This window comes from Rhodosalinus sediminis, from assembly GCF_003385555.1.
Lineage (GTDB): Bacteria > Pseudomonadota > Alphaproteobacteria > Rhodobacterales > Rhodobacteraceae > Rhodosalinus > Rhodosalinus sediminis.
Genome location: NZ_QOHR01000001.1, coordinates 366,622 through 381,874, shown reverse-complemented (window position 1 = coordinate 381,874; position 15,253 = coordinate 366,622). Strand labels below are relative to the sequence as shown.

Sequence of the window (15,253 nt, the reverse complement as noted above, 5' to 3'; positions counted from 1 at the left end):
TTTTCAGATGTTCCACAACTCCAGCGCCGTCCGCGCATGGCGAGACCCTTGCTGTGCGCGATCTACAGCCGGGGGGTAAATCACCCCATGAGAGCTGTAGGAATACAGTACCCCCCACCTCCTCGGCGACCTCGTCGAACCTGTCTAGCCAGACCCTGCACAATGTCGTGCTAGAGCTGGAAGACCATGGCTTGATGCCGACCACGTCGATGCGGAATGGGCTTGGCGGTCTTGCTGCAGCCTTGCAGGATATGGCCGAACACCGTCTCTCCTCTCATCACCACCTGTTCAGCCTCGACCCGGGTGTCGGCAAGACCACCATGGTCAAGCACTTCCTCGACCAGCTCATCAGGTCTGACCACCATGAAGGGGTCTCCGCCGTCGTCTTCCTGTCGCGGTTGGACGAGGTGGGGAAGCGGATCCGCGACTTGCAGGGATTGGGTCTCCGCGATCATGTCGGTGTCTTTGTCGGCAAGGAGGCAGGGGAACAGCGCTTCACCAAGCTAGGCTGCGTCGAACCTCACAAGGCAAGGGTCCTCATCACGACCCAGCAGATGCTCACACAGCGCTGTCGTGGCCGTCGCTTCGCCAAGACCTCCGCCTTCCACTATCAGGGGGCTCCACGGCCTGTCCGTATCTGGGACGAGAGCTTCATGCCGGGCGAGGAGTTCTCGATGTCATCCGACGACCTTGCCAGTCTACTTGTCCCTGCTCGGGATCGTAGCGAAGCTCTTGCCACTGCAGTGGACGACCTGCGGGACGTGCTGAGGGATGCCACGGTCAACAAGCGCCTGCATGTGTCCGCCATGAGCGGGCTTAGCGCTCAGGAAGCACAAGCTGCGCTGTACGGTATCTCCGTGGACACGAACCAAGCCGAGAACGTCCAGACGGCTGCTCGCAACCTCCGGGATATCGCCGAGATGTCACCGCTGGTCCATCACGACAGTCGCAATGATGGGGTCAAGATCATGCTCGACTACCGAGACACGATCCCGTCCGATCTGGCCCCCATGGTAATCCTCGATGCGTCTGGCCGGTGCCGTCACACCTACAAGCTGATGGAGGCAAAGCGAGGCAACCTCATATGCCACGACGCGGTTACCAAGGACTACAGCAATCTGGAGATCGGGGTCTGGGCCATTGGCGGCGGGAGAAGTTCCTTCGCACAGGACAGCGAGAGCGAGCGGCATCGAGGGATCGCACAGACCATCAGTAAGCGGCCTGACGAGGAATGGCTGGTTATCCACCACAAGGACCGAGAGAGAGCGCAGCCATTCAGGGACCAACTCCGCGACTTCCTGTCGGATGAGGTCCTCTCCAGGGTCAGCTTCCTGCACTGGGGCGACCACCACGGTACGAACGACTACGCTCACATCGAGAATGTTGTCCTCGCCGGCACCTTCTTCCTGCCCGACAAGGTCTACGAGGGCCGTGCCCGGCTGGCCGCCGGTCTGTGCGACGAGGATAAGCTCCACCCGAACGTCAAGCAGGTGGTGAAGGAAGGCGAGCACATGCACGGCATCCTGCAGGCCCTGTGCCGGGCGTCGGTGCGCGGTGTGGATGCCGAGGGGCGCTGCCGTCCCTGCCGAGCCTACGTCATTGCCAGCAACCAGTCAGGGATCGCGAAGCTCCTGCCCGATCTCTTCCCCGGCTGCACGGTGAGCGCGTGGGAGCCGTTCCCGCAGCAGATGACGAGCAATGTCGAAAAGGTGATCGATCTGATCGACTGGCTTCTGAAGCATGAGGCGGACCTTTGGGACTTCATACCGTTCTCGTGGCTTCGCGATGAACTCGACTTCAAGGACAAGGCCAACTTCAGGAAGACCGTGCTGAAGAGAGACTGCTTCTCGTCCGCGATAGCTGAGCGGGGTCTGGAAGTCGCGGAAGCTCAGGTGGACGGGCGCATCCAGAAGGGCTTGCGCTTTATCTTCCCCGATGACGACGACTGCGCGACCTGATAGGAGTCACGTATCTCAGCGGCCTACCAATAGTGCGATAGCGCTGCGTTCCCCCCGTGCCCTGCGACGGGGGGCACCCCCTGCCAGGCAACGGCGCAGACATCCGCGTCATCGACATCGACGGCACCGCGTAGTTCCCGGCGAAAGACGTGTGCGACCTGCTGGGCATCTCCCAGCCCGGTGTGGTCGCCAAGCGCAGGCTCGACCCGGAGGACCGTCGCCACGTCTTCCAGACCGAGCTGTCAAAGGTGACTTCAAATCACGTTAGCTTCCCCAACCGTGGGATGCTCTGCGTCAACGAGACCGGCATCTACGACCTGATCGGTGCAAGCCGGAAGCCTGCAGCCCGCGCGTTCCGCAAATGGGTCAACGGCACCGTCCTGCCCGCCATCCGCAAGGACGGCGGCTACGTCCGAGGCGAAGAGAACTTCGAGACCGAGGAAGACATCATGGCCCTGTCGCTCCGTGCGATGGAGATGCCTAGGAAGAAGCGGCAAGAGAGGAAGAAGAAGCACCAGCTCGGCAGCATGCCCCGCATGGTGACCGCGTCTCACCGCCGACGAGCCGACCCTCGCACCGTAGTACCAACCGTAGTACCAGCCGCGCCTGTTGACCGGGACTCTCGGCCCCTGCTACCCAGCCCATGCTGATTGCAGGGCGACCAAGGGTGCCTGTGACGGGAACACAACCCACGAGATGGCCGATCTCCTGGGCACCATTTCATCGACAGGTCGGCATCGGTCCCTGCGCAGGGCCGCGCCCGCGGCGTTTGGGTCAGTCGCGCAGCGCCATCAGCCGCTCGAGCTCCGCCAGCGCGCCGGGTGCGTCCCCGAAGACGAGGTCGATGTCCGCGAGCGCGCGGAGGCGCTCGGCGTCCATGTCCTCGGCGGGGGCGACCCCGACGAGCGCCTGCGGCACGACGAGGCGCAGCGCGACCACGAGGCGCGCCAGGGCGTCGAGGCGCTGTTCGGTGCTCAGCGAAAGCCCGACGACATGCGGCTGCGTCCGCTCGGCATACGCCACGAGCGCGTCGTGGTCGGCGCCGATCTGCAGATCGATGCTCCAGCCCGCGTCGCGGAAGAGATCGGCCGCGACGGTAATGCCGAGGCCGTGCGCTTCGCCCGGTACCGTGGCGAAGAGCGCCGCGCGCAGCGGCCCCGCGTCGACGGGCGCCGACGTCTTACGGAGCGCGCGCATCACGGCGTAGAGATGCCCCGTCCCGGCCGTCACCTCGACGAAGGACAGGCGATCCGCGTCCCAGTCCGCCCCGAGGCGCCGGGCGGCCGCGGCCACGTAGCCGAGCGACACGCCGGCGCGGGTCATCCCCTCGGCGCGGCGCGCCTCGATGAAGGCGAGCGCGGCCTCCGGCCCGGGCTCCACCAGCGCCGCGCAGAAGGCAGCGACGCTCTCGTCGCTCACCTGCGCCGCCTCGGACCCGGCGGTCTGTTGCGGGAGTTCGGCGAGGCGCTGGACGATGTCGCGCGCCAGCGTCTCTACCGCCGCGGGGGCGAGCGCGTCGCGCTTGAGCCGAAACACGGAGGCCGCGCGGGAGAAGGTCTCGGTATCGAACGCCATGTCGCGCCCCTCCGCACATGTTCAGTGCCGAAAGTGTACCGCGATATACATCTTAATCAACCTCAGCGCGATCCGGCACCGCCACGCATCCCGGGCGTTCCACGCGGCCTGCGCGCACCGGCTGCGGTCGGCGTAACGTCATCCGCGTCGCACTGCATGCGCTCGCTTTATCGCTTGGGGGAGGCTCCGGCCGCGTCCGGGACGCGGGCTCGGGAGCCGGAGTTTATGGTGCGGTCGAGAAGACTCGAACTTCCACGGGTTTTACCCCACAGCGACCTCAACGCTGCGCGTCTACCAATTCCGCCACGACCGCACGTCGCTGGTAGTGACGGCGATATAGACGAGGAAACGCCGGGGGTTCAAGGGGGGGATCGGCGGATTTCCTCCGCGCGGGCGGCCTGCCGTCGCGGCGGCCCTCCGCGGCGCTTTGACAGGCTCCGGTCCGCGCCCTAGAGACCGCGCATGGTGGAATGGATCGCCTCCGAGGGGCTCGTCCCCTACCCCGACGCCGTGAGCGAGATGGAGGCGCGCGCCGCCGCCATCGCCGAGGGCCGCGCGGACGAGGCGATCTGGCTCCTGGAGCATCCGCCGCTCTACACGGCCGGCACCTCGGCGCGGGCGGAGGACCTGCGCGCGCCGGACCGCTTTCCCGTCTTCGAGACGCGCCGCGGCGGCCAGTACACCTATCACGGGCCGGGCCAGCGGGTCGTCTACGTGATGCTGAACCTCGACCGCCGGGGACGGGACGTGCGCCGATTCGTGGCCGCGCTGGAGCGCTGGACGATCGCCGCGCTCGCCGAGTTCGGCGTGCGGGGCGAGATCCGCGAGGGCCGCGTGGGCGTCTGGGTCGCCCGCCCCGAGAAGCCCCCCCTGCCCGACGGCACCCCGCGCGAGGACAAGATCGCCGCCATCGGCATCCGCCTTCGCCGCTGGGTGAGCTTTCACGGCCTCGCGATCAACGTGGACCCGGATCTCGCGCACTTCGACGGCATCGTGCCCTGCGGCATCGCGGACCACGGGGTCACGAGCCTCGTGGACCTCGGCCTGCCGGTAGAGATGGGCGATCTCGACGTGGCGCTCCGGCGCACTTTCGACAGCGCGCTCGGCTGATCGGGGACCGCGGCGCGCGCGAGAGTATACCGCGGCATTTTTTCCCATGTCCGGGCACGACGGAACGTTGCCCCGCGGGCCGAGGCATTCTAGAACGTGAATGGAAAGAAACACGGGCCGTGCACCTTCCGGACGCGAGCCCGGTCGCCAACACGAGGAGAGACATGGCAGACGCCGCCATTTCCAGCCACGCCCACGAGGACCACCGCGGGTTCTTCACCCGGTGGTTCATGTCCACCAACCACAAGGACATCGGCATCCTGTATCTCATCACCGCCGCGGTGGTGGGATTCGTCGCCGTCGCCTTCACCGTCTACATGCGGATGGAGCTTATGGAGCCCGGGGTGCAGTACATGTGCCTCGAGGGCGCGCGCCTGACCGCCGCGGCCGAGGGCTCCTGCACGCCGAACGGCCACCTCTGGAACGTCCTGATCACCTACCACGGCATCCTGATGATGTTCTTCGTGGTGATCCCGGCGCTCTTCGGCGGCTTCGGCAACTACTTCATGCCGCTGCAGATCGGCGCGCCGGACATGGCGTTCCCGCGGATGAACAACCTTTCCTACTGGCTCTACGTGGCCGGCACGGCGCTCGCCTTCGCGTCGCTCTTCGCGCCGGGCGGCAACGGGCAGCTGGGCTCCGGCATCGGCTGGGTGATGTATCCGCCGCTCTCGACGACCGAGATGGGCATGTCCACCGACCTCGCGATCTTCGCGATCCACGTGGTCGGCGCCTCCTCGATCATCGGCTCGATCAACATCATCACCACCTTCCTGAACATGCGCGCGCCGGGCATGTCGCTCTTCAAGGTGCCGCTCTTCGCGTGGTCGATCTTCATCACCGCGTGGATGCTGCTGCTGTCGCTCCCCGTGCTCGCGGGCGCGATCACCATGCTGCTCACCGACCGGAACTTCGGGACGACCTTCTTCGACCCGTCGGGCGGCGGCGACCCGGTGCTCTACCAGCACATCTTCTGGTTCTTCGGCCACCCCGAGGTCTACATCCTCATCCTGCCGGCCTTCGGTGTGATCAGCCACATCGTCGCGACCTTCTCGCGGAAGCCGATCTTCGGCTACCTGCCGATGGTCTGGGCGATGATCGCCATCGGCGCGCTCGGCTTCGTGGTCTGGGCGCACCACATGTACACCGTCGGCATGAGCGTGACGCAGCAGAGCTACTTCATGCTGGCCACGATGGTCATCGCGGTGCCCACCGGCATCAAGGTGTTCAGCTGGATCGCCACGATGTGGGGCGGCTCGATCGAGTTCAAGACGCCGATGCTCTGGGCCTTCGGTTTCCTGTTCCTCTTCACGCTCGGCGGCGTGACGGGCATCGTGCTCAGCCAGGCGGGCGTGGACCGTGCCTATCACGACACCTACTACGTCGTGGCGCACTTCCACTACGTCATGAGCCTCGGCGCCATCTTCGGCATCTTCGCCGCGATCTACTTCTGGTTCGGCAAGATGACCGGCCGGCAGTATCCGGAGTGGGCCGGCAAGCTCCACTTCTGGACCTTCTTCATCGGCGCCAACCTGACGTTCTTCCCGCAGCACTTCCTCGGCCGGCAGGGCATGCCGCGGCGCTACATCGACTACCCGGAGGCCTTCGCGCTCTGGAACTACGTCAGCTCGATCGGCGCCTTCATCGCCTTCGCCAGCTTCGTGTTCTTCCTGGTGTTCATCACCTACTCCGTCTTCCGCGGCGCGCGGATCACCGAGGCGAACTACTGGAACGAATACGCCGACACGCTGGAGTGGACGCTGCCCTCGCCGCCGCCGGAGCACACCTTCGAGGAGCTCCCGAAGCGCGAGGACTGGGATCGCAGCCCCGCCCACTGACGCGGCCTGCGCCACGACACGAGGGGGAGGCAGGCCGCGCGCTTGCCTCCTTTTTCTTTGCGGGTATCTTCACGCCATGCCCTACGCTTGGACCGAAAGCGAGGATCCGCGCGCCGGCGCCGAGCTGCGGCTCTGGCCGCACCGCTCGCTGCCCCTGCCCGGCTTCGCGGCCGTCATCCTCGGCATGTTCGCCTTCGCCTGCCTGCCCATGCTGGCGGTGATCGGGACGGCCGTCCTCTGGGGCGTGCTGCCCTTCGCGCTGATCGCGCTCGCCGGGCTCTGGATCGCGCTCCGGCGCAGCTACCGCGACGGCGAGATCCTCGAGGAACTGCGCCTGACCGAGGACGACATCCGCCTCACCCGGCGCGAGCCGCGCGGCGCGGTGCAGGAATGGCACAGCAACCCCTACTGGACGCGCGTCGAACTGCACGAGGCCGGCGGCCCCGTGCCCTATTACGTCACCCTGCGCGGCGGCGGCCGGCAGGTGGAGATCGGCGCCTTCCTCTCGGAGGACGAGCGCAAGGCGCTCTACGGCGACCTGCGCGCGCGGCTCGCCGCGACCTCGGCGCTCTAGCCGAGCCGCGCCTTCACCTTCGCGCCGACGGCGCCGAAGTCCATCTGTCCGGTGTAGCGCGCCTTGAGCGCGCCCATGACCTTGCCCATGTCGCGGATCGAGCTCGCGCCGACCTCCGCGACCGCGGCATCGATCGCCTTCTCCACTTCCGCCTCCGAAAGCTTGCGCGGCAGGAACTCCTCGATCACCGCGATCTCGTCCTGCTCCGCCTCCGCGAGATCGAGGCGCCCGGCCTCCTCGTAGGCGCGCACGCTCTCGCGGCGCTGCTTGACCATCTTCGAGAGGATCTCGAGCACCTCGGCCTCGTGCACCGCGTCCTCGCCGTCCTCGGCGCGCTTGGCGATCTCGCGGTCGCGGATCGCGGCGTTGATGAGGCGCAGCGTCGCCAGACGCTCGCTCTCCTTGTCCCGCATCGCCTGTTTCAACGCGGCATTGATGCGCTGGCGCAGTTCCATCGCTCGCTCCTGCTCCTGCAGACGTGGAAGCCCCGCACATTATCCGAGGGGCTGTGCGGCCGCAACTCCGCGCGGCACTTTCTAGATCCTTGTTTTCATTACATTTCACCATCCGGCACACGGGGCGGCGCGCCCTTGACCGGCTCCCGCCCAACCCATAGGTAACCGCTGATCCAGCGGAGTCACGCCATGTCCCAGAGCCCCTCGTCCCGCCCGACCGCCTGTCTCGCCCTCGCGGACGGCACGGTGTTCTACGGGCGCGGCTTCGGCGCCACGGGGCAGACCGTGGCCGAGCTCTGCTTCAACACGGCGATGACCGGCTATCAGGAGATCATGACCGATCCCTCCTACGCCGGGCAGGTCGTCACCTTCACCTTCCCGCACATCGGCAACGTCGGCGTCACCCCCGAGGACGACGAGACCGCCGATCCGGTGGCTGCCGGCATGGTCGTGAAATGGGACCCGACCGCGCCCTCCAACTGGCGGGCGGCGGGGACGCTGACCGACTGGCTCGCCCGGCGCGGGCGCATCGCCATCGGCGGCGTGGACACGCGGCGCCTGACCCGGGCGATCCGCCAGCAGGGCGCGCCGCATGTCGCGCTCGCCCACGACCCCGAGGGAAACTTCGACATCGCCGCGCTGGTCGAGGCCGCGCGCGCCTTTCCCGGGCTCGAGGGGCGCGACCTCGCGCGGGACGTCACCTGCGCGCAGTCCTACCGCTGGGACGAGATGCGCTGGCGCTGGCCGGAGGGCTACCGCCCGCAGGACGAGGCCCGCCACCGCGTCGTCGCGGTGGACTATGGCGCCAAGCGCAACATCCTGCGCTGCCTCGCCTCGGCCGGCTGCGAGGTGACGGTCCTGCCCGCCACCGCCACCGCTGAGGAGGTGCTGGCGCATGATCCGGACGGCGTCTTCCTGTCGAACGGGCCGGGCGATCCGGCGGCGACGGGCGACTACGCCGTGCCGATGATCCGCGAGGTGCTGGAGCGCGATCTTCCGGTCTTCGGCATCTGCCTCGGGCACCAGATGCTCGCCCTCGCGCTCGGCGCGCGGACAGTCAAGATGAACCACGGCCACCACGGCGCGAACCACCCGGTGAAGGATCTCGAGACCGGCAAGGTCGAGATCACCTCGATGAACCACGGCTTCGCGGTCGACGGTCAGACCCTGCCCGAGGGCGTGGCCGAGACGCATGTCTCGCTCTTCGACGGCTCGAACTGCGGCATTCGCGTCGCGGGGCGCCCGGTCTATTCGGTGCAGTATCACCCGGAGGCGAGCCCGGGGCCGCAGGACAGCTATTACCTCTTCGAGCGATTCGCCGCCGACATGGCCGCCCGCAAGGCGGCCCCGGCCGGGTGAGCGCAGCCGTCCCGCGGCCCCACCGGCGTTAACCGCGCGTTAACCAAGCCCGTGCCCCCCTGTGCCGACGCGCGGGGCAAGGGACACACGGGGCGCGACGGTGACGGTTCAGACGCTTGAGGCGACGCACGCCACACGGGTGACGGCCCATTACGGCCAGCCGCTCGGGCGCATCCTCTGCGATCTGGGGCTGATCACGGCCGAGGACCTGCTCGCCGCGCTCGGGCGGCAGGCGCGCACCGGCGCGCCGCTCGGGCGCATCTGTCTCGCCGAGGGGATGATCACCGAGGGCGAGCTGCGCGACGCGCTCGCCGCGCAATTCGGGGTGGAGGCCTGCGACGCCGCGCGCAGCCCGCCGGACCCGAGCCTGTCGGACGCGCTCGACCCGGCCTATTGCCTCGCCGAGGGGCTCCTGCCGTGGCGGCGCGACGGGCAGATCACCGTCGTCGCGACCAGCCGGCCGCAGGATTTCGCCGCCCGCCTGCCCGAGATCGCGGGCACGCTGGCACCGGTGCGGATGGCGGTGGCCTCGGCTGGCGACATAGAAGAAGCCATCGCCACCCGCCACGGGGCGGCGCTCGCCGCGCGCGCCGAGACCCGCGTGGCGGACGGCGAGAGCTGCCGGCACTGGTCGCGCCCCACGCCGGAGCAGCGCGCGGTCACCCTCGCGCTGGTGCTCTCCGCCGCCGGGCTGCTGCTGCTCGCGCCCGGAATCTTTTTCGGCGCACTCTTTCTCTGGGCGCTGGTGTCCTTGGCGCTCGCCACGGGCATGAAAGCGATGGCGCTCGCCGCGCGCCTCCTGCCCCGTCCCGCCCGCACGCCGCCGCGGCTGCCCGAGCGGCCGCCCGTCATCTCGATCCTCGTGCCGCTGCTGGACGAGGGCGACATCCTGCCCGCGCTGGTCGGCCGGCTGCAGGCGCTCGACTATCCGCGCGCGCTGCTCGACGTCGTGCTCATACTGGAGGAGACCGACGAAGGCACGCGCCGCGTGCTCGACACGATGACGCTGCCGCCGTGGATCCGGGTGGTGGAGGTGCCCGACAGCCGGCTGCGCACCAAGCCGCGCGCGATGAACTACGCGCTCGACTTCTGCCGGGGCGAGATCATCGGCATCTACGACGCCGAGGACGCGCCGGAGCGCGATCAGCTCATCCGCGTGGCCGCCCGCTTCGCGGAGGCGCCGGACGACGTCGCCTGCCTGCAGGGGATGCTCGACTACTACAACCCGCATTCCACCTGGCTCGCGCGGTGCTTCACCATCGAATACGCGACATGGTTCCGCGTCGTCCTGCCCGGGCTCGCCCGGCTGGGGCTCGTCGTGCCGCTCGGGGGCACGACGCTCTTCTTTCGCCGCGACGTGCTGGAGGCGCTCGGCGGCTGGGACGCGCACAACGTGACCGAGGATTGCGACCTCGGCCTGCGCCTCGCCCGTCACGGCTGGCGCACCGAGATCCTCGAGACGGTGACGCAGGAGGAGGCGAACAATCGGCTCCTGCCGTGGATCCGGCAACGCTCGCGCTGGCTCAAGGGCTTCATGATCACCTACGCGGTGCACATGCGCCGGCCGCTGCAGCTTTTCCGGCAGCTCGGGGCGCGCCGCTTCTGGGGCGTGCAGCTCCTGTTGCTGACGGCGACGACGCAGTTTGTGCTCGCGCCGCTTCTCTGGAGCTTCTGGGCGGTACCGCTCGGCCTGCCGCACCCGCTCGAGGGGGCGCTCGGCCGCGAGACGCTGATCCGAGCGGGCCTCGGCTTTCTGCTCACCGAGGCCGTAGCCGTGACCATCGCGATCGTCGCGGTGCGCTCGACCGCGCACAGGGGTCTGCTGCCCTGGGTGCCGACGACGCACCTTTACTTCCCGATCGGCGCCTTCGCCTCCTACAAGGCGATCGTCGAGCTCATGCGCGCGCCCTTTTACTGGGACAAGACCGCGCACGGCCATTCGCTCGACGCGGAGCGCGCCCCGCGCGGCGCCGAGGCGCGCGGCCTGCGCCGCCCCCGCCCCTAGGACAGCTCGCCTAGGCCTCGTCCACCGCTTCGACCGAATCGAGCTTCAGACGCGTGACGAAGGCCACGGAGATATGGTCGCGCAGCGCGCGATAGGCGTCCTGCTCGTCGCGCCGGGCTATGGCGTCCACGATGGCCGCGTGCTCCTCCAGCGCCTTCACGCCGCGCCCCTCGGCGGCGAGCGACGTCGTCGCCATGAGCGCCATCGACCGGTGCACGAGGTCGAGCTGCTGCACGAGGTAGCGGTTGTGCGACGCCAGATGGATCATCTTGTGAAACCGCCGGTTCGCCCGCGCGAGCGCGCCCGGATCGTCGAGCAGCGCCCGGTCCTCCGCGACCATGTCGCGCAGCACCTGAATCTCCTCCTCGGTGGCGTGGCGCGCCGCGAGGCTCGCCGCGAGGCCCTCGAGCTCGCAGCGCACGACGTAGAGCTCGGCCATCTGGTTGTGATCGAGCGAGGCGACGATCAGCGAGCGCCCGTCGCGCGTCAGGAGCGACTGCGTCTCGAGACGCTGCAGCGCCTCCCGGATCGGCGTGCGCGAGACGCCGAACCGCTCGGCGAGCTCGGATTCCACCAGCCGGTCGCCGGGCTTGTAGATGCCGCTGTCGATGGCCTCGAGGATCAGGGTATAGGCATCCTTCTGCGCGGCCTTGGGCATCGTGTGGGGCTGAGAGGTCATGGGCGGCTCTTTCCTCGGAACGCGCGGAGCCTATCGCCGCCGCGCGCGGGCAACAAGCGCGGCATTGCCGCAGCGCGGCGGCTGGCCTAGCTTCGCGGGATGGTCAGGCAGCATTTCGATCACGTCGCCCACTGGGTCTTCGATCTCGACAACACGCTATACCCGCCCGAGGTGCGGCTCTTCGACCAGATCGAGGGGCGCATGACGTCCTTCGTGATGGAGGCGCTGGGCGTCGACCGGGCCGAGGCGGGGCGCCTGCGCCACCGCTACTGGCAGGAGTACGGCACCACCCTCGCCGGGCTGATGGAGGTGCACGGCATCCCGCCCGAGCGTTACCTGCGGGAGGTGCACGAGATCGACTTCTCCGTGCTGCCGCCCGCGCCCGATCTCGCCGCGCGCCTCGCGGAGCTTCCGGGGCGGCGCATCGTCTACACCAACGGCTCCGCCCCCTACGCCGAGCGGGTGCTCGCGGCACGCGGGCTCGAGGGGCTCTTCGACGCGGTCTTCGGTGTCGAACACGCCGGTTTCGAGCCGAAGCCGCGGCGCACCGCCTTCGAGCGGGTCTTCGCCGCCGCCGGCGTCGAGACCCCGCGCGCCGCCATGTTCGAGGACGATCCGCGCAACCTCGCCGCGCCGCACGCGATGGGGATGCGCACCGTCCACGTCGCCCCCGAGCGTCACGCGGCCGAGCACATCCATCACCACACCGACGACCTCACGGGGTTCCTCGCGCAGGTGATCTGAGCCGCGGCGCCGCGCAGCTGCGACAATCGGTCCGCTTATAGAATGCCGTCGTATACATATTTTCGCCCTGCACATTACAGGAGCGGAATATGAGCGTCACCGAACGACCCCAGCGGCCCTCCCCCGCGCGGCGGGCCTTCTACGCGGTCCCAGTGATCGGCTGGATCGCGCGCGATCTTGCCGAGGGCGGATCGGACAACATCTACTATCTTCTCGTCGCGGTGCTGAGCCTCTGGGCGATCGCCGTGATGACCTGGGGGCTGCCCGCGCTCACGCTGACCGCCGTCGCGCTGGTGCCGGCGATCATGGCGACGCTGGTGCTGCTGACGATCGGGCGCTGACACGGCGGCCGCGGCGTTTCGGCCTTGGCCGTCCCCCCCTGCCCGCGCTACGTCCCGTGGTGAAAGGAGCGCGCCCATGACAGCCCTGCATCACGACATCCTGGTGGCCGGCGGCGGGATCGCCGGCCTGACCGCCGCCGCGGCCTTCGGCGCCGCGGGCTTTTCGGTGCTCTGCGTCGATCCCGCGCCCCCCGTCACCGAGCGCGAGGCCGAGGGTGCGGACCTGCGCACCACCGCCTTCCTGCAGCCGGCGCGCGCGCTTCTGGAGCGCGCGGGGCTCTGGACGCGGCTCGAGGCGCACGCCATGCCGCTTCAGACCATGCGGATCATGGACATCAGCGGCGAGATGGAGCGCGACCGGACGCGGCGCGAGTTCGACTCCGCCGACATCTCGGACGCGCCCTTCGGCTGGAACCTGCCCAACTGGCTCCTGCGCCGCGAGATGGCGGCCCGGCTGGAGGAGATGCCGGGCGTTTCCTTCCGCCCCGGCGTCGCGGCCAAGACGCTGTTCACGCGGCGGGGCGAGGCGCGCGTGCGCCTCTCGGACGGGGACGAAGCGCGGGTGCGGCTCGTGCTGGCCGCCGACGGGCGCAACTCGCCGATGCGCCGCCAGGCGGGCATCGCCGCGCGCACGCTGCGTTTCGGGCAGAAGGCGCTCGCCTTCGCCGTCACCCATCCCGTCCCGCACGGGAACGTCTCGACCGAGATCCACCTGAAGGGCGGGCCCTTCACGCTGGTGCCCCTGCCCGACCACGAGGGCCGGCCCTCCTCCGCCGTGGTCTGGATGGAGGACGGGCGCGAGGCCCTGCGGCTGCGCGATCTGCCGGTCGAGGCGCTGGAGGCGACGATGACGGCGCGCTCGGGCGGGCTGCTGGGCCCGCTCACGCTCGCCTCGCAGGTCACGCTCTGGCCGATCATCAGCCAGGTCGCCGACCGCTTCGCGGGCGAGCGCGTCGCGCTCGTGGCCGAGGCCGCGCATGTGGTGCCGCCGATCGGCGCGCAGGGGCTCAACATGTCGCTCGCCGATCTCGCCGCGCTTCTGGAGCTCGCCGAGGCGCGGCCCGAGGGCCTGGGAGACGCGGAGATGCTCGCCGCCTACGACCGCAAGCGCGCGCTCGACGTGCGGATGCGGGTGGCCGGCGTCTCGATGCTCAACGGCGTCTCGATGCTCGGCGGGCCGCCCTTCGCGGCGCTGCGCGCGCGCGGGATCGGGGCGCTGCACGACATCGCGCCCGTGCGGCGGGGGCTGATGCGCCTCGGCCTCGGCGCGGGGAACGTGCCGGGGGCCTGAGGGGCACGGCGGGGGCGCTCCTCGGCCCTGACGGGCCTCCTCGCGCGCGACAGCGCCGCCGGGCCCGTGCAAGCCGATCCTTGACGCAGCGCGGGCGGAGCGAGCCGCGCCCGCCCGGGCGCGACGCGCGGCGTCAGGCGAGCGCCGCGTCGAGCGCGGGCGCGAGCCGGGCGAGGGTGCCGTCCACGTCGCGCAGCTTGTCGAGGCCGAAGAGACCGAGGCGGAAGGTCGAGAAGCCCTCGGGCTCGTCCACCCGGAGCGGCACGCCGGCCGCGATCTGGGTGCCCTGCGCGAGGAAGGCGCGGCCCGACTGCACCTCCGGGTCGTCGGTGTAGCCCACGACGACGCCCGGCGCGCCGTAGCCCTCCGCGGCGACGGAGACGACGCCCTTTTCGGCGAGTTTCGCCCGCACGGCCGCGCCCAGCCGCCACTGGGCCTCGCGCGCGGCCTCGAAGCCGAAGTCCTGCGTCTCGAGCATCGCGTCGCGGAAGGCGCGGAGCGAATCCGTGGGCATCGTCGCGTGATAGGCGTGCCCGCCGTTCTCGTAGGCGCGCATGACATTGGTCCAGGTCGCGAGGTTCAGCGCGAAGCTGTCGGACTCCGTCGCCTCCAGCCGGTCGAGCGCGATCGACGACATCATCACGAGCCCGGCCGAGGGCGTGGAGGACCAGCCCTTCTGCGGCGCGGAGATCAGCACGTCGACTCCCGTGGCGGCCATGTCCACCCAGGCCGCGCCGGAGGCGATGCAGTCGAGCACCATGAGCGCGCCCACCTCGTGCGCGGCCTCGGCCATCGCGGTGATGTAGGCGTCGGGCAGGATCAGCCCGGCGGAGGTCTCGACATGCGGCGCGAAGACCACCGCGGGGCGCTCGGCGCGGATGCGGTCGACCACCTCCTCGATGGGCGCGGGGGTGAAGGGCGACTGCGCGGCGTTGCCGGTGCGGCGCGCCTTCATCACGGTGGCCTCGCCGGCGATGCCGCCGGTCTCGAGGATCTGGCTCCAGCGGTAGGAGAACCAGCCGTTGCGCACGACGAGCACGCGCGCGTCGCGGGCGAACTGGCGCGCCACGGCCTCCATGGCGTAGCTGCCGCCGCCGGGGACGATGGCCACGCCCTCGGCCGCGTAGACCTGCCGCAGCATCGCGGAGAGATCGCGCATGACCTGCTGGAAGTTGGCGGACATGTGGTTGAGCGAGCGGTCGGTGAAGACGACCGAGAACTCGGCGAGGCCGCCGGGATCGACGGTGTCGTGAAGCGCGGGCATGGGCGGGCTCCCTTGGCTGTTCGGTCTTTGCCTAGCGGGCGGCGGGCGGCTTGCCAAGCC

The 15,253-nt window shown here is 69.5% G+C and carries 13 protein-coding genes, 1 tRNA gene and 1 pseudogene; 10 read left to right on the top strand and 5 right to left on the bottom strand.

The features are described 5' to 3' along the window. The first annotated feature begins 167 nt into the window (after positions 1-167). Together DRV84_RS01855 and DRV84_RS01850 are read left to right on the top strand one after the other, a co-directional pair. On the top strand, positions 168-1,958 hold the full coding sequence (locus tag DRV84_RS01855; RefSeq protein WP_158547716.1) for a hypothetical protein: 1,791 nt from the start codon (positions 168-170) through the stop codon (positions 1,956-1,958). Positions 1,959-2,104: 146 nt separating this feature from the next. Further along, positions 2,105-2,608 (top strand): annotated as a pseudogene (locus DRV84_RS01850) (BRO-N domain-containing protein); the annotation flags it as partial. 124 nt (positions 2,609-2,732) lie between these two features. Here the strand turns inward: DRV84_RS01850 and DRV84_RS01845 are convergent. Both DRV84_RS01845 and DRV84_RS01840 read right to left on the bottom strand, forming a co-directional pair. Further along, positions 2,733-3,533 carry a cobalamin B12-binding domain-containing protein gene (locus DRV84_RS01845; RefSeq protein WP_115978026.1) on the bottom strand — a complete coding sequence of 267 codons (801 nt, stop codon included), beginning with the start codon at positions 3,531-3,533 and terminating at the stop codon, positions 2,733-2,735. Between the two features lie 226 nt (positions 3,534-3,759). Then, positions 3,760-3,846: transfer RNA gene (locus DRV84_RS01840), tRNA-Leu, on the bottom strand. A 149-nt stretch (positions 3,847-3,995) separates the two neighbouring features. Between DRV84_RS01840 and lipB the strand changes: the two genes are divergently transcribed. The 3 genes from lipB (at position 3,996) to DRV84_RS01825 (ending at position 7,055) form a co-directional block, all read left to right on the top strand. Next, complete coding sequence (gene lipB / locus DRV84_RS01835; protein ID WP_115978025.1) at positions 3,996-4,643, top strand: lipoyl(octanoyl) transferase LipB; 648 nt, start codon at positions 3,996-3,998, stop codon at positions 4,641-4,643. A gap of 164 nt (positions 4,644-4,807) precedes the next feature. Further along, positions 4,808-6,481, top strand: coding sequence for a cytochrome c oxidase subunit I (ctaD, locus tag DRV84_RS01830; protein WP_115978024.1), 1,674 nt, complete (start codon positions 4,808-4,810; stop codon positions 6,479-6,481). 76 nt (positions 6,482-6,557) lie between these two features. Continuing rightward, positions 6,558-7,055 (top strand): DUF2244 domain-containing protein, encoded by a 498-nt coding sequence (locus DRV84_RS01825; protein ID WP_115978023.1) that lies wholly within the window; start codon positions 6,558-6,560, stop codon positions 7,053-7,055. Here the strand turns inward: DRV84_RS01825 and DRV84_RS01820 are convergent. Beyond that, positions 7,052-7,510, bottom strand: a complete 459-nt coding sequence (locus DRV84_RS01820; RefSeq protein WP_115978022.1) for a GatB/YqeY domain-containing protein — start codon at positions 7,508-7,510, stop codon at positions 7,052-7,054. The genes DRV84_RS01825 and DRV84_RS01820 overlap by 4 nt on opposite strands. A gap of 189 nt (positions 7,511-7,699) precedes the next feature. Between DRV84_RS01820 and carA the strand changes: the two genes are divergently transcribed. Then, positions 7,700-8,869, top strand: coding sequence for a glutamine-hydrolyzing carbamoyl-phosphate synthase small subunit (gene carA / locus DRV84_RS01815; protein WP_115978021.1), 1,170 nt, complete (start codon positions 7,700-7,702; stop codon positions 8,867-8,869). Positions 8,870-8,969: 100 nt separating this feature from the next. Beyond that, complete coding sequence (locus tag DRV84_RS01810; protein ID WP_239994956.1) at positions 8,970-10,874, top strand: glycosyltransferase; 1,905 nt, start codon at positions 8,970-8,972, stop codon at positions 10,872-10,874. Between the two features lie 10 nt (positions 10,875-10,884). Here DRV84_RS01810 and DRV84_RS01805 read toward each other — a convergent pair whose 3' ends face one another. Next, positions 10,885-11,553 carry a GntR family transcriptional regulator gene (locus tag DRV84_RS01805; RefSeq protein WP_239994955.1) on the bottom strand — a complete coding sequence of 223 codons (669 nt, stop codon included), beginning with the start codon at positions 11,551-11,553 and terminating at the stop codon, positions 10,885-10,887. Positions 11,554-11,652: 99 nt separating this feature from the next. Here DRV84_RS01805 and DRV84_RS01800 point away from each other — a divergent pair, with 99 nt between their 5' ends. The 3 genes from DRV84_RS01800 (at position 11,653) to DRV84_RS01790 (ending at position 13,929) form a co-directional block, all read left to right on the top strand. Next, a complete protein-coding gene (locus DRV84_RS01800) occupies positions 11,653-12,297 on the top strand; it encodes a pyrimidine 5'-nucleotidase (protein WP_115978020.1) in 645 nt (214 codons plus the stop codon). Between the two features lie 89 nt (positions 12,298-12,386). Next, positions 12,387-12,638, top strand: coding sequence for a hypothetical protein (locus tag DRV84_RS01795; protein ID WP_115978019.1), 252 nt, complete (start codon positions 12,387-12,389; stop codon positions 12,636-12,638). Positions 12,639-12,714: 76 nt separating this feature from the next. After that, positions 12,715-13,929: a UbiH/UbiF family hydroxylase gene (locus DRV84_RS01790; protein WP_115978018.1), complete on the top strand. Its 1,215-nt coding sequence runs from the start codon at positions 12,715-12,717 to the stop codon at positions 13,927-13,929. A gap of 133 nt (positions 13,930-14,062) precedes the next feature. On the opposite strand, the gene DRV84_RS01785 is transcribed toward DRV84_RS01790, so the two are convergent. After that, on the bottom strand, positions 14,063-15,193 hold the full coding sequence (locus DRV84_RS01785) for an aminotransferase class V-fold PLP-dependent enzyme (protein ID WP_115978017.1): 1,131 nt from the start codon (positions 15,191-15,193) through the stop codon (positions 14,063-14,065). Between the last annotated feature and the right edge of the window lie 60 nt (positions 15,194-15,253).

Bases quoted from the DNA above. Each gene is read 5' to 3' on its own strand.
- DRV84_RS01825 (WP_115978023.1), top strand. From the start codon at position 6,558: ATGCCCTACGCTTGGACCGAAAGCGAGGATCCGCGCGCCGGCGCCGAG.
- carA (WP_115978021.1), top strand. From the start codon at position 7,700: ATGTCCCAGAGCCCCTCGTCCCGCCCGACCGCCTGTCTCGCCCTCGCG.
- DRV84_RS01790 (WP_115978018.1), top strand. From the start codon at position 12,715: ATGACAGCCCTGCATCACGACATCCTGGTGGCCGGCGGCGGGATCGCC.
- lipB (WP_115978025.1), top strand. From the start codon at position 3,996: ATGGTGGAATGGATCGCCTCCGAGGGGCTCGTCCCCTACCCCGACGCC.
- DRV84_RS01845 (WP_115978026.1), bottom strand. From the start codon at position 3,533: ATGGCGTTCGATACCGAGACCTTCTCCCGCGCGGCCTCCGTGTTTCGG.
- DRV84_RS01795 (WP_115978019.1), top strand. From the start codon at position 12,387: ATGAGCGTCACCGAACGACCCCAGCGGCCCTCCCCCGCGCGGCGGGCC.
- DRV84_RS01800 (WP_115978020.1), top strand. From the start codon at position 11,653: ATGGTCAGGCAGCATTTCGATCACGTCGCCCACTGGGTCTTCGATCTC.
- DRV84_RS01820 (WP_115978022.1), bottom strand. From the start codon at position 7,510: ATGGAACTGCGCCAGCGCATCAATGCCGCGTTGAAACAGGCGATGCGG.
- ctaD (WP_115978024.1), top strand. From the start codon at position 4,808: ATGGCAGACGCCGCCATTTCCAGCCACGCCCACGAGGACCACCGCGGG.
- DRV84_RS01785 (WP_115978017.1), bottom strand. From the start codon at position 15,193: ATGCCCGCGCTTCACGACACCGTCGATCCCGGCGGCCTCGCCGAGTTC.
- DRV84_RS01805 (WP_239994955.1), bottom strand. From the start codon at position 11,553: ATGACCTCTCAGCCCCACACGATGCCCAAGGCCGCGCAGAAGGATGCC.